Annotated in this window: 15 protein-coding genes; 4 read left to right on the plus strand and 11 right to left on the minus strand. The window is 46.5% G+C overall.

Annotation, left to right across the window (positions count from 1 at the left end):
* Positions 1-329: 329 nt before the first annotated feature.
* Genes KJB05_RS25530 through norV form a run of 3 tightly spaced genes read right to left on the minus strand, consistent with a single transcriptional unit; the run spans position 330 to position 3373 of the window.
* Positions 330-668, minus strand: coding sequence for a DUF1971 domain-containing protein (locus KJB05_RS25530; RefSeq protein WP_038889122.1), 339 nt, complete (start codon positions 666-668; stop codon positions 330-332).
* Between the two features lie 43 nt (positions 669-711).
* Positions 712-1860: an NADH:flavorubredoxin reductase NorW gene (gene norW / locus KJB05_RS25535; RefSeq protein WP_208444292.1), complete on the minus strand. Its 1149-nt coding sequence runs from the start codon at positions 1858-1860 to the stop codon at positions 712-714.
* 10 nt (positions 1861-1870) lie between these two features.
* The gene (norV, locus tag KJB05_RS25540) at positions 1871-3373 is read right to left on the minus strand and encodes an anaerobic nitric oxide reductase flavorubredoxin (protein WP_061008288.1); all 1503 of its coding nucleotides are present in this window, start codon (positions 3371-3373) and stop codon (positions 1871-1873) included.
* 190 nt (positions 3374-3563) lie between these two features.
* Here norV and norR point away from each other — a divergent pair, with 190 nt between their 5' ends.
* The 3 genes from norR to KJB05_RS25555 all read left to right on the plus strand — a co-directional run bounded on the left by norR (position 3564) and on the right by KJB05_RS25555 (position 6531).
* The gene (norR, locus tag KJB05_RS25545) at positions 3564-5096 is read left to right on the plus strand and encodes a nitric oxide reductase transcriptional regulator NorR (protein WP_208444293.1); all 1533 of its coding nucleotides are present in this window, start codon (positions 3564-3566) and stop codon (positions 5094-5096) included.
* A 97-nt stretch (positions 5097-5193) separates the two neighbouring features.
* Positions 5194-5841: an HAD family phosphatase gene (locus tag KJB05_RS25550; protein ID WP_208444294.1), complete on the plus strand. Its 648-nt coding sequence runs from the start codon at positions 5194-5196 to the stop codon at positions 5839-5841.
* 156 nt (positions 5842-5997) lie between these two features.
* Positions 5998-6531, plus strand: a complete 534-nt coding sequence (locus tag KJB05_RS25555; protein ID WP_020197157.1) for a cytochrome b — start codon at positions 5998-6000, stop codon at positions 6529-6531.
* Between the two features lie 50 nt (positions 6532-6581).
* Here KJB05_RS25555 and KJB05_RS25560 read toward each other — a convergent pair whose 3' ends face one another.
* The 3 genes from KJB05_RS25560 to KJB05_RS25570 form a co-directional block, all read right to left on the minus strand.
* Positions 6582-7889: a dicarboxylate/amino acid:cation symporter gene (locus KJB05_RS25560; RefSeq protein WP_208444295.1), complete on the minus strand. Its 1308-nt coding sequence runs from the start codon at positions 7887-7889 to the stop codon at positions 6582-6584.
* 83 nt (positions 7890-7972) lie between these two features.
* Entirely contained in the window at positions 7973-9202 is a 1230-nt protein-coding gene (locus KJB05_RS25565; protein WP_208444296.1) for an NAD(P)/FAD-dependent oxidoreductase, read from the minus strand.
* A 231-nt stretch (positions 9203-9433) separates the two neighbouring features.
* Entirely contained in the window at positions 9434-13057 is a 3624-nt protein-coding gene (locus KJB05_RS25570; RefSeq protein ID WP_208444297.1) for an Ig-like domain-containing protein, read from the minus strand.
* A 611-nt stretch (positions 13058-13668) separates the two neighbouring features.
* On the opposite strand from KJB05_RS25570, the gene azu reads away from it, so the two are divergent.
* Positions 13669-14121: an azurin gene (azu, locus tag KJB05_RS25575; RefSeq protein WP_005441233.1), complete on the plus strand. Its 453-nt coding sequence runs from the start codon at positions 13669-13671 to the stop codon at positions 14119-14121.
* Positions 14122-14202: 81 nt separating this feature from the next.
* On the opposite strand, the gene KJB05_RS25580 is transcribed toward azu, so the two are convergent.
* The 5 genes from KJB05_RS25580 to KJB05_RS25600 form a co-directional block, all read right to left on the minus strand.
* A complete protein-coding gene (locus KJB05_RS25580; protein WP_208444298.1) occupies positions 14203-16269 on the minus strand; it encodes an EAL domain-containing protein in 2067 nt (688 codons plus the stop codon).
* Between the two features lie 337 nt (positions 16270-16606).
* A complete protein-coding gene (locus tag KJB05_RS25585; protein WP_045479639.1) occupies positions 16607-18697 on the minus strand; it encodes an EAL domain-containing protein in 2091 nt (696 codons plus the stop codon).
* 283 nt (positions 18698-18980) lie between these two features.
* Positions 18981-19829 (minus strand): mechanosensitive ion channel family protein, encoded by an 849-nt coding sequence (locus tag KJB05_RS25590; RefSeq protein ID WP_005441240.1) that lies wholly within the window; start codon positions 19827-19829, stop codon positions 18981-18983.
* Positions 19830-19926: 97 nt separating this feature from the next.
* Positions 19927-20832, minus strand: coding sequence for an OmpA family protein (locus KJB05_RS25595; RefSeq protein ID WP_208444299.1), 906 nt, complete (start codon positions 20830-20832; stop codon positions 19927-19929).
* A gap of 9 nt (positions 20833-20841) precedes the next feature.
* Positions 20842-24357: a hypothetical protein gene (locus KJB05_RS25600; RefSeq protein WP_208444300.1), complete on the minus strand. Its 3516-nt coding sequence runs from the start codon at positions 24355-24357 to the stop codon at positions 20842-20844.
* Positions 24358-24367 lie beyond the last annotated feature (10 nt).

Below are 24367 nucleotides of genomic sequence, written 5' to 3' on the forward strand. Positions count from 1 at the left end.
ATCTCTCTAAACGGGTATTAATCGCCCGGCACGAGCAACAAACCTAAAATCACTTTTATTCTTTCGCTGGTACCAGCAGTCCGCATACAAAGACATAAGCGGTATTAACTAGCCGAGCAGAAATAATGTTATAACATAACACTTATTGAGTTAACAGGTAGGAATTGCTTCGTGACTAGAATCACAGAATAAACCCATGAAGGACTTAAAGCCCCTCTCTCGAAATCAAAAAAGAGCAGAGACGGATCTCTGCTCTTCTGTCTATTTTAATAGATTGTCGTAAACGCTTCTTCCCGACAAATTAGCGCAATATCGATTTCAGTATTAAATTATTTTTTCGTATGGAACAGCGCTTGCCCACTTTTGTCTTTATTCGACCAAAAGTTGATATTGAACTGCGCATCATCGCTCATTTCAACACGGTGCCAGTATTGAGGAGGACTTGTCGCAAACTGACCGGCATTGATTACCACTACCACTTCTGGCTCTGTGGCATTTTCATCAGCAAAGCCATAGTAAGTCACTTGCCCTTCCATCACACAAATCTGTCCAAACACGCCCTCTGCTGTGTTGTGATGAGTTAATAGTGCCGCTGGTACATTATCTTTAGTGAAGAAAGGCGTTGAACGTTGAATCGTCCACTCTTTTGGAATACGTAAATGTGACATATTAATACCCTCTTTAATTACAAATTCTTTTGGTTCAATTCGGTTAAGCCTGAGCGGCTTGAGACAACTCTCTAAGTAGCGGGAATGCTTGCGTAACTTGTTCTCCCGTCACAACGAAGCCTATGAGTCGGTTGTTTTCATCTTCTGCTTTCGCGGCAATGCCGGTTTGTGAAATCCTTACACTCCAATTAACGACCGAACTAAAGTCGCCTGCCAGCTGAATTGGGTAGCTCGGTGTTTTCACCTTTATCATCATTGGCGGTAGCTTCAACTCTGCTTCTTGTCCCAGTAATTGCTTACCCAACACATTAGCACTAAGCACGATCGGTTGGAGATACGGCATCATTCGACCTTGGATCTCGGCGCAATCGCCTAATGCAAATACATTGGCAGCTGATGTCTGTAATCGAGCATCCACCTCAATGCCTTTATTCACGCTCACCCCACAAGCTTTCGCTAACCAAGTGTTAGCACGTAAACCCGCCGCTGAAATCACTACATCAGCTTCGATTGCTTCACCTTTGCTCAAGCTTGCCACCAGCGAATCATCTGAGTGATTGATCGCAACAACCCCAGTCTCCAACACAAGTTGAATACCTTGCTGCTTGAGTTGGTTTTCAAGCGGCAATGCGACGAATTCAGGAATCAAGTTAGCGAGCAAACGGGGATTTGGCTCAACCACCGTAACGGCTTTACCACTGGTTGCGAGATCCATGGCGATCTCGACGCCGATCAAACCACCACCCATTACTAGAATTCGTTTCGCACGGCTAATTTGCTCTTCCGCTAATTGATATTCTTGTAGCGAGTTTAGCGTTATCACCTCAGGTGCTGCATCGCCAGATATTGGCGGCACAAAGGCTTTCGCGCCTGTCGCAAACACCAGCTTGGAGTAAGGATAGACTTGGCCATTGGCGACCACTTGCTGAGCTTGCACGTCGACATGCTCAATCATGGTATGGGCGAGCAGTTCGATGTTGTGTTCCTGTGCAAACGCCTCACCACTTTTAACTACCAAGTCTTGGGCGGTTTGCTTGTTGCTGAATACATGACTCAAATCAGGCTTGTTGTATTCCGCGCCATCATCAGCAGTAAACACTTGCAGCGGAATATGTGCGTCCATTCGACGCACTGTTTTCACCAATTGGTAAGCCGCAAAGCCGCTACCAATAATCACAATAGGTGCTTGCATATTCGCCCCCTTACCCGTTGTATTCGACAAAGACGTCTTTACCCAAGTGACATTCTGGGCACAAGAAGTAATCTGGCACTTCAGACCATGCCGTACCTGGTTCAACGCCTTGATTAGGCTCGCCTTTAGCTGGGTCGTATACCCAATTACAAACGGTGCAAACCATGCATTGGCAATCTGCAGGATGCGCCTCGGCGCTAGGGTTGCTAGGAGCAGCATCTACTACCGCTTGTGTTGCTACTTGTGCAGCGGGTTGTGATTGAACTTGTGGTGCAGACGCAGCAATCGCCGGAGAAATAACAGGACTTGTCAGGTCATGCTTCGCCCACAACTTCGCGATGTTCTGACCATGTTCGCGACATTCACGCATCGCTTTACCATCTGGTCGCCATTTGGTTTTCAAACTCACTGCGGTTTCAAAGCCTGCGTCGGTCAATCGAGCATGGATACGGTCTACCGCACCACCGTTCCAACCGTAGCTACCGAACGCAGCGGCTTTCTTCGCCTTAAAGCGCAGACCGGTAATTTCTTCTAGCATGCCTGCGATCTTCGGCATCATGACGTTATTCATGGTAGAAGAACCAACCAAGATGCCTTTTGAGCGGAATACGTTGGCGAGAATTTCATTCTTATCATGCTTAGAGACATTAAAGACTTTGACCGCCACGCCAGGATCGACATCGTGAATGCCTTGCGCGATTGCATCGGCCATCATTCGAGTGTTGTTTGACATTGAATCGTAGAAAATCGTAATGCGATCTTCCTGATAATTGTCTGCCCATGCTAAGTATTGCTCGATGATTTGAACCGGATTATCGCGCCATACAATACCGTGTGACGTGGCGATCATGTCGACAGGCAAATTGAAGCTCAGCACTTCTTTGATTTTTGCGGTTACCAAGCTGCTGAATGGCGTTAAGATATTTGAGTAGTAACGCAAACACTGTTCCATCAACTCATTTTGATCCACTTCATCATTGAACAGACGTTCATCGCAATAGTGCTGACCAAATGCGTCATTGCTGAATAACACTGCATCGCCCGTTAGGTAAGTCATCATGCTGTCTGGCCAATGCAGCATCGGTGCTTCCACGAAGACTAATTGCTTACCGTTACCAATATCGATACTGTCGCCCGTTTTTACGGTTTTGAAGTTCCACTCAGGATGGTGGTGATGACCCACAATCGAATCAATCGCCGCTTCTGTACAGTAAATTGGTGTGTTCGGAATTTTCTCCATTAATGCCGACAATGCGCCTGAGTGATCTTCCTCTGCATGGTTTACCACGATAAAGTCGATAGACTTAAGGTCGATTTCCATCTCTAAATTTTGGATGAATTGTTGACTGAATCGATGATCGACCGTATCAATCAATACGGTTTTCTCTTCACGAATTAGATAACTGTTGTAGCTGGTACCTTTTGTCATTTTGTATTCTGTACCGTGGAAGTCTTGAACTTCCCAATCGCGTTGACCTACCCAGTGAATGTTGTTTTTTACGTGAATTGTCATAATTACTACCTTGAATGACGGGATAAACAAAAATAATTTCTTCTTGTATTGCACTAGGCGTGCCAACCTTTAATTACTATATATTTCAACATCTTAATTAAAACTCAACTTTAACAAGTGTCATTTAGACACAGTTGAAAATTGTCATTAAGACACTACAATAGTCATATTGACACAATCGGTAATGGCTATGACTTCTTTAATCGCGCAATGGCTACACATCACGCAAGACCTTAACTCGGCGCTCACTCAACAGGCTCGCTTCGATACGTTATTAACCACGATTCGAGAGGTATTGAAGTGTGACTCTTCAGCCCTTCTTTTGTATGAAGACCAGCACTTTAAACCTTTAGCGATCAATGGATTGGCGAAAGAAGTGCTTGGACGCCGTTTCTCCATTGAGCAGCACCCAAGGTTAGAAGCCATTGCCCGAGCAGGCGACATCGCGCGCTTTCCCTCTGACAGCGACTTACCTGATCCATACGACGGCTTGATTCCAAACCACGATGACAAACTGCATGTCCATTCCTGCATTGGTTTACCTCTGCTGATCGACGATCAACTGATTGGTGCCATTACGATTGACGCCTTCGACCCCAACCAATTTGATGGGCTACGCAACCAAGAGTTACGTTTTGTCAGCGCGTTGGCAGCAGGTGGCCTACACACTGCACTTCTGCTAGAGCAACTAGAAACTCAAGCGAGCCTGCCACGTGATTCTTACGCCGAGAAGCGCACCTTAAGTAATGAAATCATTGGCAACTCTCAGGGTATGAAGAATCTTCAAGAGCAGATTGATGCAGTCGCCGATACGGAGTTGTCTGTATTGGTCATGGGAGAAACGGGCGTAGGTAAAGAGTTGGTTGCCAGCGCTATTCACCATCGTTCTAGCCGCTCGAACAATACTTTGGTTTACCTCAACTGTGCGGCGCTGCCAGAATCAGTCGCGGAAAGCGAGTTGTTCGGCCATATCAAAGGCGCATTCACAGGCGCAATCAGCAATCGTAAGGGTAAGTTTGAACAAGCCGATGGCGGCACACTGTTTTTAGATGAAGTCGGCGAACTGTCATTAGAACTGCAAGCTAAGTTACTTCGAGCTCTACAATACGGCGACATCCAACGTGTGGGTGATGATCGCCATATTCGAGTCAATACACGCATTGTCGCCGCCACCAATCGTATATTGCATGAAGAAGTGACTGCTGGTCGCTTCCGAGCCGACTTATATCACCGCCTAAGCGTCTTCCCGCTTCATGTTCCACCTCTTCGTGAACGTGAAGACGATATGGTGTTATTAGCGGGCTTTTTTGCCGAACGCTTAAGAAGCAAATTGGGATTAAACAGCATTCGTTTATCTCCCACTCTAGTGCAAGCACTCAAAGACTATTCATGGCCAGGCAACGTGCGAGAGCTTGAACATGTCATTAAACGTGCTGGTGTTTTGGCAAAAGCGCGTACCCACGCCATGGACATTGAGTTAGTTGAGCAAGATTTTGATATTCGAACGCCGAATCAGAACATCAAGAACGTTGGAGAAACGGAACAAAAATCTCGGTTTGAGCTACCAGAAGGCGGATTGAAGCCTGCCACAGATGCCTTCCAAAAAGCGATGATTGTTCGAGCTCTGGAAGAAAACCAAGGCAACTGGGCAGCAACGGCGCGTCAGCTTGAAATAGATAACGGCAACTTGCACCGATTAGCGAAACGCCTAGGGATAAAATAGGGATTGGGTAAAAAGCGTGTGAGATGGTGGAATTTCGCAGGAAAATCGATGTTGCTTGTGTCAAAATGCGCCATCTCAATCGACAAGTCATAAAGTAATGAATTATCAAGCAGCTATTTTCGACATGGATGGGTTACTCCTCGACACAGAACGCGTTTGTATGCGTATCTTCAAAGAGGCATGCGAAGCACAAAATCTTCCTTTCTTCGAAGAGGTTTACTTAACCATCATTGGCCGCAATGCCGCTGGCGTTGAAGCGATTTTTCGTAAGACCTACGGTGATGACTTAGACCGTCTGCACAATGAATGGCGTACTCGCTACGATGCGGTCGTGAAACATCAAGCCATTCCGGTAAAAGAAGGTGTGGTTGAACTGCTTGAATGGTTGAAAGAACAAGGCTTACCTATTGCGGTTGCTACTTCAACTGCAAAAGAAGTGGCACAGAAGAAGTTGGAACTGGCGGGCCTAAGCAAGTATTTCGACAACTTAACGACAGGCTGTGAAGTGTCACACGGCAAACCAGATCCAGAGATCTACCTGCTTGCAGCGACTCGTCTAAACGTAGATCCAACCAAATGTATTGCGTTTGAAGATTCCAACAATGGTGTACGCTCTGCGGTAGCAGCGAACATGGTCACTTTCCAAATCCCAGACCTTGTTGAACCTTGCGAAGAAGTTCGTGCCTTTGGCCATACGATTGTACCTTCCCTGCATCACGCATTAGCTGAGTTAAAACAGGCATAACCCGTTTCCTCTCATCTAACTGACTAAAAACGCTCCATCTTTTGGGGCGTTTTTCGTGGATAATATTTACCCAACTTTACACTGAGATGTGTAGTTCTATTCACAACATTGATGGATAATTGCTCGTATAACCACAAATAAAACGAGGATTAATTCATGCTCAACAAGAAGCCATTAACTTGGCAAACCATTACATTGCACTGGATAACGGGGCTTGCCTTTATCGGTGTATTCGCGCTTGGCCTCTACATGGTTGATTTGCCACGCAGTCCAGAAAAGTTTGAGTGGTATGGCATCCACAAATCACTAGGCGCTATCATTTTAGTTGTCGCTCTTATCCGTCTAGTGTGGCGCTTAAAAGAAGGCGCTCTGCCACCCGCTTCAGAAATGCCTGCATGGCAAGATAAAGCGGCCAAAGCAGTACACGGTATCCTTCTGCTCGCTACTTTGGCAATGCCTATCTCTGGCATCGCAATGAGCGCAGGTGGCGGCCGAGCGGTCGATATCTTCGGTTGGGTTATTATCGCTGAAGGCCCAGAAACCCCTTGGCTTCAGGAGATTGGCTCAACCATTCATCACTCTGCTGTTGAAATTCTGATTGCCGTGTTTGTTCTCCACGTTGCTGGTGCCATCAAACACCAAGTGGTCGACAAAGATGGCACCATTTCTCGAATGCTTGGTCGCTCATAGAATCCACATAGATACAAAAACGCACTCTCAATTGGGAGTGCGTTTTACTTTTAGCTCATCAACATCTCAGAAGAATCGAGCGGTTGAGGTTCTACCGCATGCTTCTTCTGCCAGCGGTCGATCACAAGCGTCGCAATCAAATCCCCTTCAACATTAACAGCAGTGCGGAAGGTATCTAACGGTCTTTCTATCACCAATAAAATCGCAATCGCTTCCAGCGGAATACCCGCAGCTAACAGCACTAACTGCATCCCCGACATGGAGCCCGAAGGCATGCCCGGTGCACCAACGGAAGAAACCATCGCCATGATGAAGATCATCACCAATCCAGTGGTACTCAAATCCACACCAAACAACTGTGCTAGGAAAATCGCGGCGACACCTTCAAATAACGCGGTGCCATCCATGTTCATTACAGAGCCGAGTGGTAACACCATGCTGCTGACTTCTGGCGCGACATCTAAATTATCTTCCGCACTTTGCTTTGCCAAAGGCAGCGCTGCCGCACTTGATGACGTTGCAAACGCCATCGCTAGAGGTGCTGAAATCGCTTTAAACAACGTAACTGGAGAAATCCCCGTCATTACCTTGGCAATCGTTGGTAACACGACTAACCCGTGCACCATAGTGAGGACAAACACCAGTAACGCAAACAAGGCGAGTTGCTGAATCAGATTCCCGCTTGAAGTCAGCGTGATATCAAACACGATCGCAAAAATGGCAATCGGAGACAGCTTAACGATGCCTCGAATCATGGTGTTGACGCTTTTGTTCAGCCCCGAAATCACCGCTAACAAGGGATGACCAGATGGAACAGAAAGCAAAATCGCAACGCCTGCCATAAAGGAGAAAACCACGATCGCCAGTAAGTTGCCATTCGCCAGTGCAGCAAACGGATTCACCATCGCCATCTTAACAAGATTAGTGAGTATGGCGGCACCACCAGCGCCTTGCTCGTCAATCAAATGGACATCACTACCCACAGAAACGCTTTGGCTAAGTGGCTCCCATGCAGGTAAGGCTAGCGACGCCCCAAGTCCTAAACTAATGGCAATTAAGGTGGTGAAACTGTAGAAGAGTAGTGTTCGCCCACCCAGAGCTTTAAGGCGAACGGTTGAACCAATATTGGTGATGCCTTCGACAAGAGAAAATAACACCATCAAGCCCACCACCATTTTCAGTAAGCCGAGATAGACCGTTTTGCCCAACATTAAAATTTGGTAGTAATCACTCGATAGTAAAAGCGATTTGTCTGCCAACCCATGGTCGACTAAAAGAAGGATGGCTTGAGCCCCACCCCACGCAAGTAGGGCAGAAATAAGAAGTTGAACGGGCAGAGAGAGTTGCAAATGACGCATAAAAAACACCTAGCGCCACAAATCCTGATGATTTGGGCGCTCGATAAAAATGAAAAAATGGAAGTGGAGAGCCTCGGCTTGGATTAAGACCAAGAGCCTTTGTAATATGGGTTCAATAAACCTTTTACGCGTTTGAGCACTACCAAAGCCGACACACGGAACCAACCGAAAATAACGCGCTGATGCAGCCTAAAGATCGTGTCGTACAAGCGGCGAACGTAGCGTCCACGCAATACGACTTTATCATTCATCAATGCGCCAACCGCGTAGTCATGTCCAAGAGCAACGACCATTCCGCCGTCTTTGAATACAAACGGTTTTAACTCTTTGCCTTTCACCAAGCGTTTAAATTGCTTCGCCAAATGTGCAGCAACTTGGTTGGCGGCTTGAGCTCGTGGTGGCACGATGCTTCCATCTTCTTGTGGGCATTCAGCACTATCACCAATAACAAACACGCTATCATCGAGAGTGGTTTGCAGTGTTGGCAACACTTTAAGCTGGTTAATGCGGTTGCTTTCAAGACCATCAAGATTCGCTAACCAATCCGGACATCGAATCCCTGCCGCCCAAATTTGTAGATCGGCAGGAATGACTTCATTTTCCGTCACGATACGGTCTGCTTCTGCACGCTGAACTTTAGTGTTTAAGCGAACGTTAACACCCTGCTTTTGTAGTTTCTTCAGCACCTTAGCAGACATGCACTCAGCACTGGCAGGTAACACACGATCCGCCGCTTCGATAAGCGTAATCGAAAGCTGAGTATTATCTTGATAGCGGTTTAGTTGCTTGCTGACTTTCGCCCACTCGGCCGCCAGCTCAACACCAGTTGCGCCAGCACCCACGATAGAAACACGATGTGAGCCGCCGTTCGCAAGCATTTGCTTCATCTGTTTCCACGCTTTTTCTGCTTGAGAAGCCGAATCTAAGAACAAGCAATGATCGCTTACGCCCGGAATTTTGAAATCGTTACTGATCGCGCCAACGGCAATCACGAGGTAATCGTATTTCAACGTTTGCTCCGGAGAGAACTCAGCGCTCACCGTAATGGTTTTATTTGCTCGGTCTAAACCTGACATGCGCGCTTGAACATATTGGTAACCGTGACAAGCGGCATGAAGACGAAACGCAACCGAATCGAGCTCATTATCAAACGTGCCCGCCGCAATCTCATGCAGTCTTGGTTTCCATAAGTGATGAGAAGATGGCTCAACCAAAGTAACGGTATGGTCAGATTTTCCTGCAAAACTGCTCGCTAAACGCGTGACCATTTCTAGACCCGCAGCACCACCACCGACAACAACAAAATTCGACATACTCCCCTCCCGGAAACCATCTATCGAAAGATAAAAATCAAAAACGCAGCAAATACGTTTGGAATGGCGGGCATTATATTGAGTTGCAAATAAATGATAATAAGCTGAAAAAGAAAATGACTATTACGAATTTGTAATAATTAAAACTAAGCATCTGAGCCAAATGCTAAAAACAAAAAAGCCACCACTTTTCAGTGATGGCTTTGCTTCATCGATGTTGCTTTGTCTTAATTAGCGAGGATCAAGACCTAGCTTTTGTAGTACCAGTTTGAAGTTCTCGCGGCGCTCTTTCACGTTGTGAACATCACCTGTCGAACACGTCAGATCCGGACAGCCACGGTTAACGATGCCTGAAACGTCATCGATAAATTGAGAACCTTGCAGACCACTGTCCACGTACTTCTTCAGTTCGTTGTGGTAGTTCCAATCCGCGTACTGACCGCCTTCATCGTTGTATGCCTGAACTGACGTTACCCAGTAGAACAGACCTGCGATCCACTTGATCTCTTTGTTCTCTTCCGAGCTACAAATCAGACCTGGGTTAGAACAGAAGTCCAGCTCAGCATAAAGTGGGTTCGCCGGTGGCGCTTCTACCGTTACGCCATCAATCGTCTTACCAATGGTTGATGGATCAACGTGCGAACGACCTAGGTAGTGGTTAAGAGTACCGAAGTTCTGACGACCTGTGGTTTGGATAACACCACGCCCCCACCAGCCACAACCTTCAACGCTTTCTTGGCTGCTGCCGTCCCAAATGAACTTACCTGCTTTCTGACCCACATAAGTCTTACATTCGTCGCGTTCCCACACTTGTTTAGACGTATCTACACTTTCTGGAACATCGTTACAGTGACCGTTGTTTGTCCAACGACCTGCTGCACCGTTTACCAATAGACCGCGTTCTTCAAGTACTGCATCAGGTGCAGCAAAGACTGGAGCTGGAGCGCCATACCATTTTGCATGAGTCAGAGCGCTGACTTCCATTTTGTCATCACGAGGACAAGAGTACGCGTGGTCCAAACCAGAAACTGGGTTTACGCCGTAATCTGCGTATTTCTGACCCAATTGACCACAACTTGCTGTCATTGGGTAATCCGCAGGCGCGCCGTATTTCACTTCAGACCAGTTGTTTTCATCACACGCGTTGTAGCGGATGGTCTCTTGCATACTTTGCGCAAGGAACGCAGCAATCGCGACTTTCGCGTATTTGATGTTGGTTGCGTCATCAACTTCATCGTTCATCAACCAGAACTTGTTGCCCGCGACACCAATGTTGTGCATTGCATTCAAGCCATCTAGGAAGTCGTTCCACTTGTAAACCGTTGACGGAACCCACTGAGATTGTGGTGTTTCGTATAGGAAGGCTTCGTTATCCATCACGCTTTCAGCATTTGCTAACTCTTGGTTTAGCGCTTCAATACGAGTCAATGAACCTTTCTCTAACTCTTCACCTACGTAGTACAGTGGCACTTTCGCCGTTTGGTAAAGCTCAATCTTGCTGGTTAGGGCTTGAGAGTCTTGATCAAACATCAATGCAAACACGTTGCTGTACGCTGCTTTACGGATTTGCTGATCGGTTTGCGTGTTACCCATGAAGTAGTTTGCGGTTTGCTCTGTCGGCATGTTCGCTAGCATTGCAGGCGCTTCAACGTAATCTGTTACCTGTTTTACGTACTCCAGTGCGTGGTGCCACTGCTCACTAGTTAGCGCAACGGTCGCGTTTGATTTAGTAAACGCCACAAAGTCAGCTTTGTTCGCAGCATCTGCTTTGTAAAGCTCGAAACTATCAAGTAGATCGGCCGTGAAAACGGACGCTTCATCCCATACAGACTGACGACCAGAGTGCGTATCGTAAGCAAACTCACCAATGCTTAGTGACCAACCAAATGTCGCTTGTGGCGCAAGGGTGGTGAAGATCAAGTTGTACGCATGCGCCCAGCCTTTCACGTCATCGCTCAGTGCGTTGATCGCATCGATATCAATACGGCTACCCGTGATATCAATAGCATTCGTCAGTGCTTGTTTAACCGCAACGGCACCAAACGATGCACCTTTGTCTTGCGTAGCGAGATCCAGAACATCCGATTGAATCACGATTGATGCTGTACCCGCGTTCTCTGCTTGTTCGATAGCCGACACAAACGAACGTGTCAGTTGCTCTAGGTCTGTTAGCGCATCACTGCTGCTTGCTGCAATAGTTAGCGTGCTTGGTGCTTGAGTGGATGGGCTAGCGACTACGAATGTATTTGGCCAACCTGCTACTTCTAGACGCACTGGGTCCATTGGGTTACGCAATGATAGCGCTGGCGCTGTACCCGGCTCAGTACCATCACAGTTTAGATGTAATGACCATGAGCTATCGCTGCCAGGAACAGATTGCGTCCAGTACACCGCTGAGTAAGCAATGTTCTTATGAACCATAATGTCACCGCCTGTCGCGTGATCACCACGAGTCCAGTCTGGGTACACATTAAAGTCAGCACACAATCCACCTGTTGGCGGAGGTGTCGGTGTTTCTACTTTTTCAACTGTGATGTTTACACGTGCTGTTGCCGTTAGGTTCTCAGCATCCGTCGCAATCGCTTCTAGCTCAACTGCACCAACTTCTGACGCCGTCCAGTTACAAGAGAACTGGTTTGTGGTTGCTGCGTTGAAATCACAGATTTGCTTGTTGTTTGCTTTCACGATAACGCGAGACAAATCGTCATCAGCATCCGTTGCACGAACAGAAATCGAAACCGCTTCGCCTTTTTCAAACTTCGAACCATTTGAAGGCGAAGAGAAGCTTACTTCTGGCTCAACAAAGCTTGGCGCTGCTTCAATAGCAACGGCGATACTGCGTTGTTCAACCATTTGGTTGTTCTGATCGAGAACCACCACTTTAAGTGTCGCATTGCCCACTTCATTTGGCGTCCAAGATTGAGAATACGTCGTTTGACCTGCAGCGATATTACGTTGACCTAGCTTGCGGTCATTTGCCCAGAACTCTAATTTAGAGATCAATTCACCATCAACACGCGCTTTAATAGTCGTTGCCTGACCCACCATCAATGTTTGACCTTGTGTAGGTGCGACAAACGTCAGCTCATGCACTTCTGGCTCCACAGGTGGTTCAACTGGCTTCTCTTTTACTGAAATGCTGACTGCTTGTTGCTGTGTAAGACCTGAGGTGTCTTCCACTACAGCTTTGATCGTGTGAGCGCCTGCACCAACAGAAGTCCAACTCGCTTGGAATGGAGCTTGTGTTACGCGAGCTACTTGTTTGTTGTCGACAAAGAAAGTCACCGCTTTAACGCTGGTATTAGTCGCCGTTACGTTTGCTAGCATGGCAACCGCTTGACCTTCTTCAAACTCAGCGCCGTTCACTGGCGAAGCCAATTGAAGAGATATTTCTGGTTCGCCTACTTCACCCTCATCGTCAGCAATCAGACGAATGGTATTTTGAAGAAGAGTCAGATCCAACACGCCGCTCACACCGAGCGTTAGCTCAATGCGTTCACCTGCCGGAAGTTGGGATTTCACCCAGCTACCGCTATCAAAAGCGAGCGCAAGCGTGTTCTTGAACAGGTTACCTTGGGCGTCGCTGGTGAACTTCATTCCTGGGTAGCTGATGCCAGTCGCAGACCAAGAGGGTGTCGACATTGATAGGTTTGAATCAAACGTCACTTTCGCATCACGCAGTTCAACTGGCTTTGAACCGTCGTTCGTTAGGATCACTTTGTAAGTGTTCCACCACTGGCTTTCTGAGCCGACGATAGTTGCGTCTGTGATCACTCCTGCGTGTGCAGCAGGCAACCCCATACCGATCGCCAGTGCTAAAACACTTGGCATGATCGCTAGCGTATTCTTTCTCATAATTAAGGACTTATACAAACAACAATAAAAAGGAACAGCATTATAGAGGGGGACTTTTTTCGCGCCGCAGCGGACAGATGTAACTAAATGTAACTCAACTTACAGGTGTAAAAGTGCCAAAAATAAAGCGTCTTTTTACGTCAATTTGACGACATTTCGCACGCAATCGATAAGCAAACATAAATCTGGGACTCTAGTTCAATTTTCTGAAAGTGTGCGCAAGATTAAACAAATCAATTTATCCGTTTCTACAAATAGTGGAATTTGTGTTTTTCGCACCTTTATGCATCAGAAAATCAATAAGTTACAGAATAAATACACTTGAAATACTTAGTTACATGTTAGCGAAAAAAGCACCAAAACTTGGCCGTTCTTAAGACATAAATGAAGCACCTAAAGCGGTTATCAAGATCGTCTTCACACTTCTTAATTGAAGCGCTAAAAATAAGGTATATGAATGATCATCCAGTGAAAACGATAAGTATAACTTTGCAACAAAACGTCAATATCCGGATTGAAGCACGGTTTCAGATTGAATATTCGATGATAATGAGATGCATTGGATCGGTTTGAATCCAAGTCAGCCCAAAATAAAATATGGAGAGTGTTATATGTCTTTACGTTTAGTAGCAGCAACCTTTGCACTAGTCGGAATGAGCTTTGGCGCACAAGCGAGCGCAGAGTGTGAAGTGTCTATCGATGCAAACGATATGATGCAGTTTTCGACCAAAACTTTAAGTGTTCCAGCAACGTGTAAAGAAGTAAAACTGACGCTGAACCACACAGGTAAGATGCCAGCACAGTCAATGGGGCACAACGTAGTCATTGCAGACACGGCTAACCTACAAGCAGTCGGTACAGAAGGCATGTCAGCAGGTCTTGAAAACAACTACGTGAAACCTAACGATGATCGCGTTTATGCCTTCACTAAAGTGATCGGCGGCGGTGAGAGCACGTCCATCACGTTCAGCACAGAGAAAATGACTCCAGGGGGCGACTACTCGTTCTTCTGTTCTTTCCCTGGTCACTGGGCAATCATGCAAGGTAAGTTTGAGTTCAAATAAGCGGTCACGCTAGAGCTTAAGCCTCTTAAAAAGGAAAGGGAAGCACAGTGGCTTCCCTTAGTTGTATCTGTAGTTCAAGAGTTAAAACGAGAAGTGATCGTACTCTGAACTGTCATCTGATTGGGTGTATTCGAGTTTCGTAATGTCATCAAACGGCATGGGTTTATAGAAGTAGAAGCCCTGAATCAAATCAATCCCCTGCTCTGCCATAAACTCTAACTCACGCTCCGTTTCGATGCCTTCCGCAACGGTTTCTGCCCCAGTGATTTTCACCAGTTTAGCTGTCAATCTGAACAACTCTCTTCCGTTCTTGTTATCAAGGTTGAGCACTAAAGAGCGGTCGATTTTCACCTTATCAAAATCGTATTTCGACAAGTAGCCGATCGACGAATAGCCGGAGCCAAAATCATCAAGCGCGATCTTCACTCCTGCTTCTCGTAACTCACTCAACACACGGTGGGTACGGTGCTCATCTTGAATCAGCATGTCTTCTGTAATTTCAAACTCAACTTGCGAGTAAGAAAGCGCGCTTTGGTTAATCATCATCAACACTTTCTCTGTGAAATCTGGCACCAAACACGTTTCTGGAGATAGGTTGATCGACACTTTAAAGCTTGGTCGATTCGCTAACGGCGCAACTTCTCGTAGCGTCGTTTCTACCACCCACAAGTCCAACTCACTCATCAAACCGACTTTGGCAAAATCTTCGAGAAACGTTGGAGGCGTGATCTCACCCGTTTCAGAGCGATGGCGAATCAACACCTCAAGCGAACGAATCTCCCCAGTGCGAGCGTTTACCTGCGGTTGGTAGAACAGTACGAACTCACCGTGTTTCTTCAAATCGCTGATGCGTTTCTGAGCAGCAAACTTATTGGTGATCTCTGGGAAGAAAGCCCCCGCGACTTTGCCGTTGTCTAAGCCCTCATAGTTGAAGAAATCATCAGAGACTGACTTCGCAAACAAAGCGTTTGAGCTGCCAATTTTGTCCATCTGCTTAAAGAACGGATAGTAAATCACGATGCCGACCAGAATAATGATCAGCTGTAATATCGCGCCCGTCCAAGTGTAACCTGTGCCGATGTAACCACTGGCTAATGGCGGTGTCATCCAGCTCATGATTTCTGTTATCGGCGCAACTAAGCCCATCACTGTAGCAATGTACGCAATGATAAGGCCGACAATAGGTGCAATCAGAAACGGCACAATCATGACTGGGTTGAACATGATTGGTAAGCCATAAATGATCGGTTCGTTGATGTTGAACAAGCTCAATACTAACGCCGTCGCCGCCAATGCTTTGTAACTGCGATTCTTGGTCAGAAACAGCATACACAGCACCAGAGAAATGGTGTTTCCTGCCCCACCCATTCCCGCATAAAAGTCATAGAAGTTGGTGGTTAGAATTGGCAGTGGTGTGCCAAGCGCTTCGTGGTTCTCTATCGCGACACGCGTTGTCTCATACAGCTCTGCTTTGTAAGGCGCAAAGATGATGTGACCATTGATGCCAATCGACCAAAACAGGTTACGTACAAACTCATAGATAATGCCATCAAGCAAAGAGTTCGGATCAAGTTCTGGCAGCAGAAAACTCGCGATATCCGCTGCGCAAACCGCCTTGCCTAGCACGTAGCCAAGAGCGGAATATCCAACCACCAATACAACGGTTGCCATCACAAGGTTGTATGACTGATCCACCACATTTGGCAGCTCTGAACGCATGAACCATTTTCGGTTTTGCATCACACGTACAGACCAAGCGATCACTGTTGGTACAAGTATCGCCAGTGGATAGTTACTCGGAACGACAGTGCCTTCTTGCAGCAAACCCCATTCGTTACACACGATAAAGTAAACCATCAGCGATGGCGTGATGACATTTACGCGAGAGACTTTCAGCAAAGAAGAAAGAAACTGCGAGAAATACACTAACAGTAAGATCGGGAAAAGCTTCCAAATGATCGCGCTTGCCGTGCCTATCGTGATGCCAAGTTGTTCATAACCAGCAATCATAAACAGATTACTCAGCAAGGTACTAAATGCTGAAATAAGCGACACGGGCAATAACATCACAAGGACATTACACAAACCGTTAATATATGAATTGGAAGAAATTAAAGTAAAAAGCCGATTAATGTATCGATTATTCATTTGGCTAAGTAAATCCATCAAAGTACGACTCAAAGAGCCGTTCAGGAAGTTCGCCGCAATTAAATCCGTTTAGTTTGTTTCGCAATGAGGGAGAGTTTCGACATGCTCGTCGAGGACGGTATCATTCGAGTAACAAAGCGTTGATCGTTCAACGTTGCGAATAGTCACTCAACAAAGGTAGCCATAGCCAACTTGTTGTTATCATCCAAACAAAAAGAGCACAAGCTAGGACCCTCGTACTCTTTTAGTCTGGTTAAACGCGTTGTTTCTTGGGTCAACGTCGTTTGTTATTTCGCCTGCTATTTAAGCAAGGAGGCGCACATTAGCGTCAGCAAGTCTATATTTCCACTCGACTTTGTGATTGTGACGATAAAAGTGGCTTGTCTTGTTGCTCACCAAGGATATCCACCAGCGGTGACGGGCGAGCAAAGAAATAACCTTGCACTTTATCGACACCACAGCCTTTCACAAAATCGTACTCTTGTTGGGTTTCCACCCCTTCTGCGACCACTTCACAATGAGTAATGTGGCCCAACTTTGCGACCAACTCATAGAGGTCTCTGCCCTTTTGATCGTTGGCATCGAGCAAGAGAGAGCGGTCGAGCTTGATCTTATCAAATGGGTATTTCAGCAAATGCGGGAACGACGCATAGCCCGTACCAAAGTCATCCATAGCGATACGAATGCCTTGAGCTTGCAGTGCTTCCATGGTCTTAATCAAAAACACCTTATTGCTAAGAATCGCTTCTTCGGTAATTTCAATTTCCAACCATTCTGGCGAAATGCCGTAGTGGGCTAAACGCGATAGTAGGTGCGGCACAAACTCTTCTTGCTCAATTGTCGCTACTGCGATGTTGATGGCAATACGGCGATCTTTGGACAGCGTCATTTGCTGCATATCTGCCAACACTCTTTCAATGACCAACTTATCCAACAGCGGCATTGAGTTGAGCATTTGGAAGTCACTCACAAACGTCGGTGGGCAAAGGTTTCCGTCTTTATCGATATAACGAAGTAACGCTTCATAAGAGAACACGTTAACTTTCTTAGTCGACTGAAGTTTTTGATAAAACATCACCAACTCACCTTCTCGCAATATCGTGGTTAAACGCTTTTGTGCCGTCGATTTGCTGATACTGGAGTTATTGGAGTCTCTTACGTTGTTCAACAATGATTTGAATATCGAGCTCTCAATACCGGTATAGGCGGTGTTCGCACGAAACTGCGCTGAAAACTTCCCTGCGTATGCCAAGTAAAATGGGCGGTAAATGAAAACACCCAACACAATGATCAACGCTTGCAGAATTGAGCCTTCAATTTGATTTCCCATTGCCATGTAACCGCTGAAAATGGGTGGCGTCATCCAGTTCACGATGTTCTCTACCGGTGGCACTAAACCAAACGAAATACACGAATAGGTGATAACAAAACTCACCAAAGGCACCAGAACAAAAGGTACGATCAGGATCGGGTTAAAGATGATCGGCAGACCAAATAGCAATACTTCGTTGATGTTGAAAATCACCAGTGGCATTGCTGCCAGAGCAAGCATCAGATGGTTACGCTCTCTCGCGAACATCAGCACGCACAGCAACAGGCTAATCGAGTTACCAGAGCCGCCCATCGACATGAATGCATCATAAAAGCCTTGGCTAATGACGTTGAGTGGCGCATCCCCTGCTTGCCAAGCCATCATATTGGCTTCGGTGGCAGCAAAGATCTGCTGCTTAATCGCAAACAGCAAGTTGTGTCCGTTGATGCCAATCGAGCCAAGTAACCCAAGCACGGTTTGATACATCAATCCGCCAGTGAGCGTCAGTGGGTCGACACCCAAATCACGGACCATGCCACCAAACAACGCCATAAAAATCGCGGTGAAGTGGGACATGACCAAGGCCACCAGCACAAACAAAAAGAAGTGCACCACGTGTTTGAGCAAACGGGACGAGAAATCGAGGGCTTGCGGCTCTAACAAACGTATCTTGAATAGGCTGCAATACACGTACGTCATCGTCGCGCTCAATAAAGCGAGCAACGGGTTGTTTGGCAGCATATAAGTCGCAGACAAGCTGCTGTTTTCTATCGAGACCAAATAAAACATGATCAGCGAGTAGATGATGAACAGTGCGCTCGAAACATTGGTTTTGTGTGAAAGGTAATATCCTGCCACGACACAAAACGCACTTGGATAGAGGTTGATCAAAATGTCGGAGACATGGAATAACAACTGCGACAAATCAGCCAAACCGGTAAGCCTGAAAACGTGTCCGAGAAATATGGCCAACGCATTAGACAAAGTCAGCGGAAGTAACAGCAAAGCAATAGACGCCAAATCCGTTAAATAGGACTTGGAGCTCGCTCGCCATTGACTCACCACTGCCAATAAACGTTGGGCAGGTGCAAATTTGAGTGTAAAGCCAGTTTGCATGGAGCATCTTATTATAAATGGGGGAGTGAGCTGTTAAACGAACAGCCGTAATTGCAACCAGTGCCTTTTAGGCGTGACCATCTATGTAGTCTTAGTTAGTAGTAATTTTTAGTGCTTAGCAGCAAGCGTAAGTTGTGCGGATAGGTTGCGAGGCGTAATTTAGCGATTATATGCGCCTCGATCCATTAAGATTATTTGTCGTTACGATAATTGAATACATGAAAATAACCCTCACTGTGAAAAGCGAGGGTTAACATTTGCCAGATGATTATTGAGTAAGAACTTAATGCTCAGTATTCATTGGAAATCGCTGTTCATAAAGCTCCATAAAGTCTTTACGAATCAGATGCTCTAAATGGTTTGCCTTGTCAGTCGGGCAGAAAATCATGATATGCAGGATTTGCTCACCATTGATGTTGCTTGAGATATGGATGTGCGGCTCTGCACCCGGTAGATCGACACCAGCGTGCTTCTCGATCATCGCGTTGTAACGGTGAGCAACATCGGCAAAGTAACTGCAATGTTCATCAATCTTATCGGTCAGTAAAGGCAAAAGTGGGTAGAGATTGACGAAGTCTTTCACCACAACAGAAAAGTCATGGTAGACGTAACGCTTCATGAAGTTGAGGTTCTTCACTGGGTAGGTAAAGAACATGCTGTTGGGCAACGTCGCGGTTTTCCCCGTGAAGTGGTATTGCCCATGATGCAGGTCGATTTCTTGAATCACTGTCGCCATCATGTTGTGCTCAATAACCTCACCACACAGCTTGCCAACTTCAATCCAGTCACCAATGCGGAATGAACGCGAACTGGCTCGCTGAATCGAACCGGTAAAACAAAGAATAATCTCTTTAGATGCGACCACAATCGCCACTGCAATCGCCGTAACGCTTAGGGCGAACTCGCTGATTTCTGATTGCCATAAGATGAACAACAGAATCAGAGTGAGAGCAAATGTGCCGTTTTTGGTTCTCGACATCCAACTGCGTTGTTCTTCCGTAATGAAGGCATCGTCGCCACGAATTCGAGACAGAATCAAACGACGTAGAACAATGATAAACAGCAGGATTAATGCGGAAAATAAAATTTTGTGAGTGAGAAGAAAATCGACGACTAACTGCACTTTCTCCATTACCCGACTCCCTGTTTGGTTTAGATAGGTTGACCTTTCATGCTAAATATCGCTCAGAAAACAGATAGCTAGCTTGCGAGAGGACAACCTTACCAAATTATTCAGTCGGTTGCCCCAGTTCGCTTTCTTTAAATACGATAAACGCACGGCGGTTTAAAGCATTGGCTTCTGGAGATTCCTCGTTGATCACAGGTTGAAGCTCACCAAAGGCTTTTACTTCCCACACAAACTGCGATGGATCGAGTTTCGTCTTGAGATACGCCACCACGGTTTGCGCTCTTCGCTCCGCCAATTGTTCATTATAAAAGAGCGAGCCGACTTGGTCGGTATGACCAGCTACCATAATGCTACCTTCTAAACCTTGCAGTTTTGCGATGAAATCATCTAATTGTGAAAGGTCTTCCGGTTTTAATTCCGACTTATCGAAATCGAAGTGTGGTGTCATCGCCATGTAGATCTTACGTTCTGGTTTTGGCGGCTCACAGAAAGGCATCTCTTCGTACTTCTTCGCCTCTTCAAACATCACATAAGCACGACGGTTTTCAGCACGCGCTTGATCCGATTTACCCAACGCTAGCGGCTGCGACTCACCAAAGTGCTTCACTTCCCAATCGTATTGCTCTGGATCGAGTTGTTGCTGGAGATACGCTTCTACCGATTCAGCGCGGCGCATAGACAGCTTCTCGTTATATTCGTCAGAACCTTTATAATCGGTGTGACCAACAATCGTGATGCGCCCGCTCAAGCCTTGAATATCACGGATGAACGCATCTAGGCTTGCCGCATCGGCTTCACGAATGATGGATTTATCGAAATCAAAATGCTCGGCAACCGCAATATGGATTTCGCGTTGCGGTGCTAAACATTCACTGATCAAAAACTTGGAGACATTGACATCGGCAAACTTTTCTCGGTTCTCTTGGCTTACATACGCATCCGCCGAACAACCTGCCAATATTGCCCCTGCGATCATGCCGCTTAACAAACGAATCGTCGTTTTCATATCGCCCTCTTATAACTTACCAACTAGGTTAATGAACACGCCTGATGCATCGTAATCGTCATCATTCGCTAGGTTGCCATCAAAGCCTGAGAAGTTATAACCCACGCCGACTTTGAAGTTGTCGCTCAAATGTTTGTTAACCGAGACCAATGCGCCCTGCTCTAGTTCGTCATAGGTGCTGTCCGTCTTCCAGTGGTACTCACCAGTCACGTCCCAGTCTTTCATAACACGGTAAGAGGCACTCAAACCGTAGAGAGAAATTTTACTGTCGACTGGAATGTCTTCGCCTGACTGACGAGTGAAAATTTCATGCTTGTCCTTATAAGCGTATTTCGCGCCTAAATCCCAGTTTGCATCCAACGAGTAGATACCTTCGATTTCGATGATGTGGCTTTCTTCATCTTTGTAATCCACATCGCGGTTAAGTTGGTCGAAGTCCACCAAATACGTGTAGCGAGAGAGTACGTTCAAACGGTCATTGTAGATTGGGCGATATGCCAAACCTGCGGTCGACTCAATAAAACGAGCCAATACTTTATCGCTCGATTTGCTCTCTGAGCGTGAGTAGTTGAACTTACCAAACAAGGTGTACTCTTCCGTTAGATGATGTGTGTAACGGTTAGTCGTCACCCATTGGTCGACACGTTTCTTATCTGGGTCTGCGGAATCATCAGTCTTGTCGACACGGTATTCGACTTTGTTCTTGAACAATACGTCATCCACATCAATCGAAGTGCTTACACTCACCGCTTGACGCTCTGTGGTGATCTTCTGGTCGTCTTCGATTTCGCCTTTTTGGTAGCCGATACCCATGTCGATATCATCATTCATGTCGTAACCAAAACCAAACGAGTCAATACGGCCTTTGCCGTTGTTCTCATCTACAAATTGGTTTTCTTGGTAGAAATCGACGGTTGAAGTCAGGTCTGCACGTTGACCGACAATCACGTTGTTTTTGCCTTCGTAAGTGTCATCTACGTAGGTTAAGTAGGTGCTGTAATCTTCCGTTACGTCATACGTCACGCTCGCTTCTGCGGCATCACCGCGATCGCCAGTGGTGTATTCCGCGCCAACCACAAAGTCTTCTAGAATGCGGGTTTCACCACCTAGCGTGACGCTGTCGTTCTCGTCGTATTCGTCGGTTTGGCCCACAGTTTTCTGGCCTTTGATGTACACGTTGTTGTCGCTGTCCCAGATGTAGTCAGCACGCAGACCTGCTAAAGTCCCTTTGCCTTTTTCATCTTGGTTGTTTAGCTCTTCAACTTGTTTACCCGCTGCCGAGATCTTGATGTGTTTGGTGACTTTAACTTGAGTTTCCAATTCCGCTTGCTGGGTATCCGTTCGCAAATCACCATCGGATTCACGCTCTTCAACCGAGGTAAAGCGCGTCTTCACCGCAACTCGGTCAGTGGCTTGGAAACGAATTTCGGTGCCATAAGACTCTTGCTCTAAGTCGTCATCTTGGCTGGCAAAACTGTAACCTGCATCTTTGGATTTGTACCAAGCTTTAACATCGTTACCTACCGCAGAGAATACGTTAGGAGCTAAGTCGTAAAGGTTCATCACCCCTTTCACTTGGTAGATATCACCTTCACGATCTTCCGCATTGCTGCCAATCGGAGTAAAGGTTAAGCCGCCATCGAAAGATACGTAGTTGGAATCGGTTTGACGACCTTTACTGTGTCCGAATTCGGCTTTCAAGTACGTACCTTCTGATGCACGCAAGGTTAAGTCCGTGCCGTACGCTTCGTAGTCTTGGTTGTCTTTTTCTTCGGTTTGGTAGTTTGCACCCACACCGATGTAGTCGTTCACCCAACCTTTCACACGACCACCAGCAGTCATTGCGTCAAGCGCGTCACTGCCTTGAGGAACGTATTCGTAGTCCACCGAAAGGTAGTTGTCATAGCCCGATGCTGGTTGGTCGTTGATGACAGTGCCGAAGTTATCCGAAATGATGTTGTTCAGCGGTCTGGTCAGAATAATGCGGCCTTGGTACGGGTCGATTTCATAGTCACGCCCCGATTGCAGCGGCATTTCTTGCACAGTGATGCTGCTGTCTGGGTCGACAACTTTCACCATTACTTTGTCACTGCCCGGTACCACTTCACCATGACGCAAGAAGTACAACGAACCACCTGTACCGAGGAATTCATCGTGAGCGAAGAGTGAGTCAGATTCAGCCGCAAAACCCACAATGTTTAAGCGATCTTCACCAAACTTGGTGGTTGAACGAGTACGGTAATCCCCTTTGAAGCCGTATAAACTACGGTTGTAATCGTTGTTGTCGGTGCCAGTAATGCCGGTGTTGTAGTTACCCCACAACACATTGGATTTGTCGTACTCAACGTTGAGGTAAACCTTACCTTTGGTGTTCACCACTTTGTAGATGTTGGAGCTGTCACCATAGTTGCCGTAATACATCTCATCGTCGTCTTCGAGAATGTCGAATACGCTGGAAGACTCAGAGGCAAACGGGTTCTTAAACATGTCTCGAACGTCACTCTCTTTAGTATCAAAGTGAGTGGTAACTCTGAGTTTGTCGCCAAACTTACCCTGACCAAAGTACGCCAAGCGCCCTTGGTTATAGATGTCATCTTGGTATTGCTCGTCGACGGCTAATGCGGCGGAGTTACCCGTCACTTTATTTTTACCGATGTAGAAATCTGCAAGACCCGCTTGCACCCAATACTCATCAGGAATACGCACGTACAGTTGGTAGCGACGCTCTTCACCGCTGTCGAATACCACGCGAGTTGGGAACAGATACGCATCTGCTGGCAAGTATTGTTCTGCGTATAGCTCGCCCTCTTCCACATCAAACTCGTCTTCGCCAATTACGACTTTATCGACGCCTTTTAGTCCTGTACCCATGAATCTAGCCAGACCCGCAGAGGTAGGAATGTTGTGACGCATCAACTGAGCTTTGCCGAGCTTGCGGCTTTGCTCTTCTTCGCCGTCGTTCTTATCGATATCGACCTCAGAATCTGGCTCGACAAGGTCAATCACACCAACCGTCGTTACGTCCATGTTGCCGTCTTTATCAAAGGCTTTTAAACGGAATAACAACTGCGTGTTGGATTCAAATTGATACTCTTGGTCGGTCGTGCCATCCCAAACAATGTTGAAATCGTTAGCAAATTGCTGACCTTCTACCACTGCTAAAGGGTCAACCAAGCCACGGTCACCACCACGGAAGACTTCCAGTTGGTAATGGTCGACGTAGTAGCTGAAGTTGGTTGTGATAGCAAAACTCATTTCTTGCAATGGTTTGCCATCTTTCACTTCAACATCACTGCTAATGCTCAGGTCGAGAACTGGGTCAAATCGCATGATGTCGCGGCTTACCCAAATCGCACCTTGGTCTAGGTAGATACGCGAGTTATCCGTTTGTTCGTGAGCTTTTACTTCAATACCCAGTGAGTCACTGTCAAGTTTCTCCAATTGGCTGGTGTCTTTCGCGTACGAAAGTATTGGCAACGCAGCCGCGATACACATTGTCAGTCTTGATTGTCTAAATCTAATCATAATAATCCTG

Source organism: Vibrio sp. B1ASS3 (assembly GCF_905175355.1).
In the GTDB taxonomy this organism is placed as follows: domain Bacteria; phylum Pseudomonadota; class Gammaproteobacteria; order Enterobacterales; family Vibrionaceae; genus Vibrio; species Vibrio owensii.

Bases quoted from the DNA above. Each gene is read 5' to 3' on its own strand.
- norW (WP_208444292.1), bottom strand. From the start codon at position 1,860: ATGCAAGCACCTATTGTGATTATTGGTAGCGGCTTTGCGGCTTACCAA.
- KJB05_RS25570 (WP_208444297.1), bottom strand. From the start codon at position 13,057: ATGAGAAAGAATACGCTAGCGATCATGCCAAGTGTTTTAGCACTGGCG.
- KJB05_RS25530 (WP_038889122.1), bottom strand. From the start codon at position 668: ATGTCACATTTACGTATTCCAAAAGAGTGGACGATTCAACGTTCAACG.
- KJB05_RS25555 (WP_020197157.1), top strand. From the start codon at position 5,998: ATGCTCAACAAGAAGCCATTAACTTGGCAAACCATTACATTGCACTGG.
- KJB05_RS25550 (WP_208444294.1), top strand. From the start codon at position 5,194: ATGAATTATCAAGCAGCTATTTTCGACATGGATGGGTTACTCCTCGAC.
- KJB05_RS25565 (WP_208444296.1), bottom strand. From the start codon at position 9,202: ATGTCGAATTTTGTTGTTGTCGGTGGTGGTGCTGCGGGTCTAGAAATG.
- norV (WP_061008288.1), bottom strand. From the start codon at position 3,373: ATGACAATTCACGTAAAAAACAACATTCACTGGGTAGGTCAACGCGAT.
- KJB05_RS25595 (WP_208444299.1), bottom strand. From the start codon at position 20,832: ATGAAAACGACGATTCGTTTGTTAAGCGGCATGATCGCAGGGGCAATA.
- KJB05_RS25580 (WP_208444298.1), bottom strand. From the start codon at position 16,269: ATGAATAATCGATACATTAATCGGCTTTTTACTTTAATTTCTTCCAAT.
- KJB05_RS25600 (WP_208444300.1), bottom strand. From the start codon at position 24,357: ATGATTAGATTTAGACAATCAAGACTGACAATGTGTATCGCGGCTGCG.
- norR (WP_208444293.1), top strand. From the start codon at position 3,564: ATGACTTCTTTAATCGCGCAATGGCTACACATCACGCAAGACCTTAAC.
- KJB05_RS25560 (WP_208444295.1), bottom strand. From the start codon at position 7,889: ATGCGTCATTTGCAACTCTCTCTGCCCGTTCAACTTCTTATTTCTGCC.
- KJB05_RS25590 (WP_005441240.1), bottom strand. From the start codon at position 19,829: ATGGAGAAAGTGCAGTTAGTCGTCGATTTTCTTCTCACTCACAAAATT.
- azu (WP_005441233.1), top strand. From the start codon at position 13,669: ATGTCTTTACGTTTAGTAGCAGCAACCTTTGCACTAGTCGGAATGAGC.
- KJB05_RS25585 (WP_045479639.1), bottom strand. From the start codon at position 18,697: ATGCAAACTGGCTTTACACTCAAATTTGCACCTGCCCAACGTTTATTG.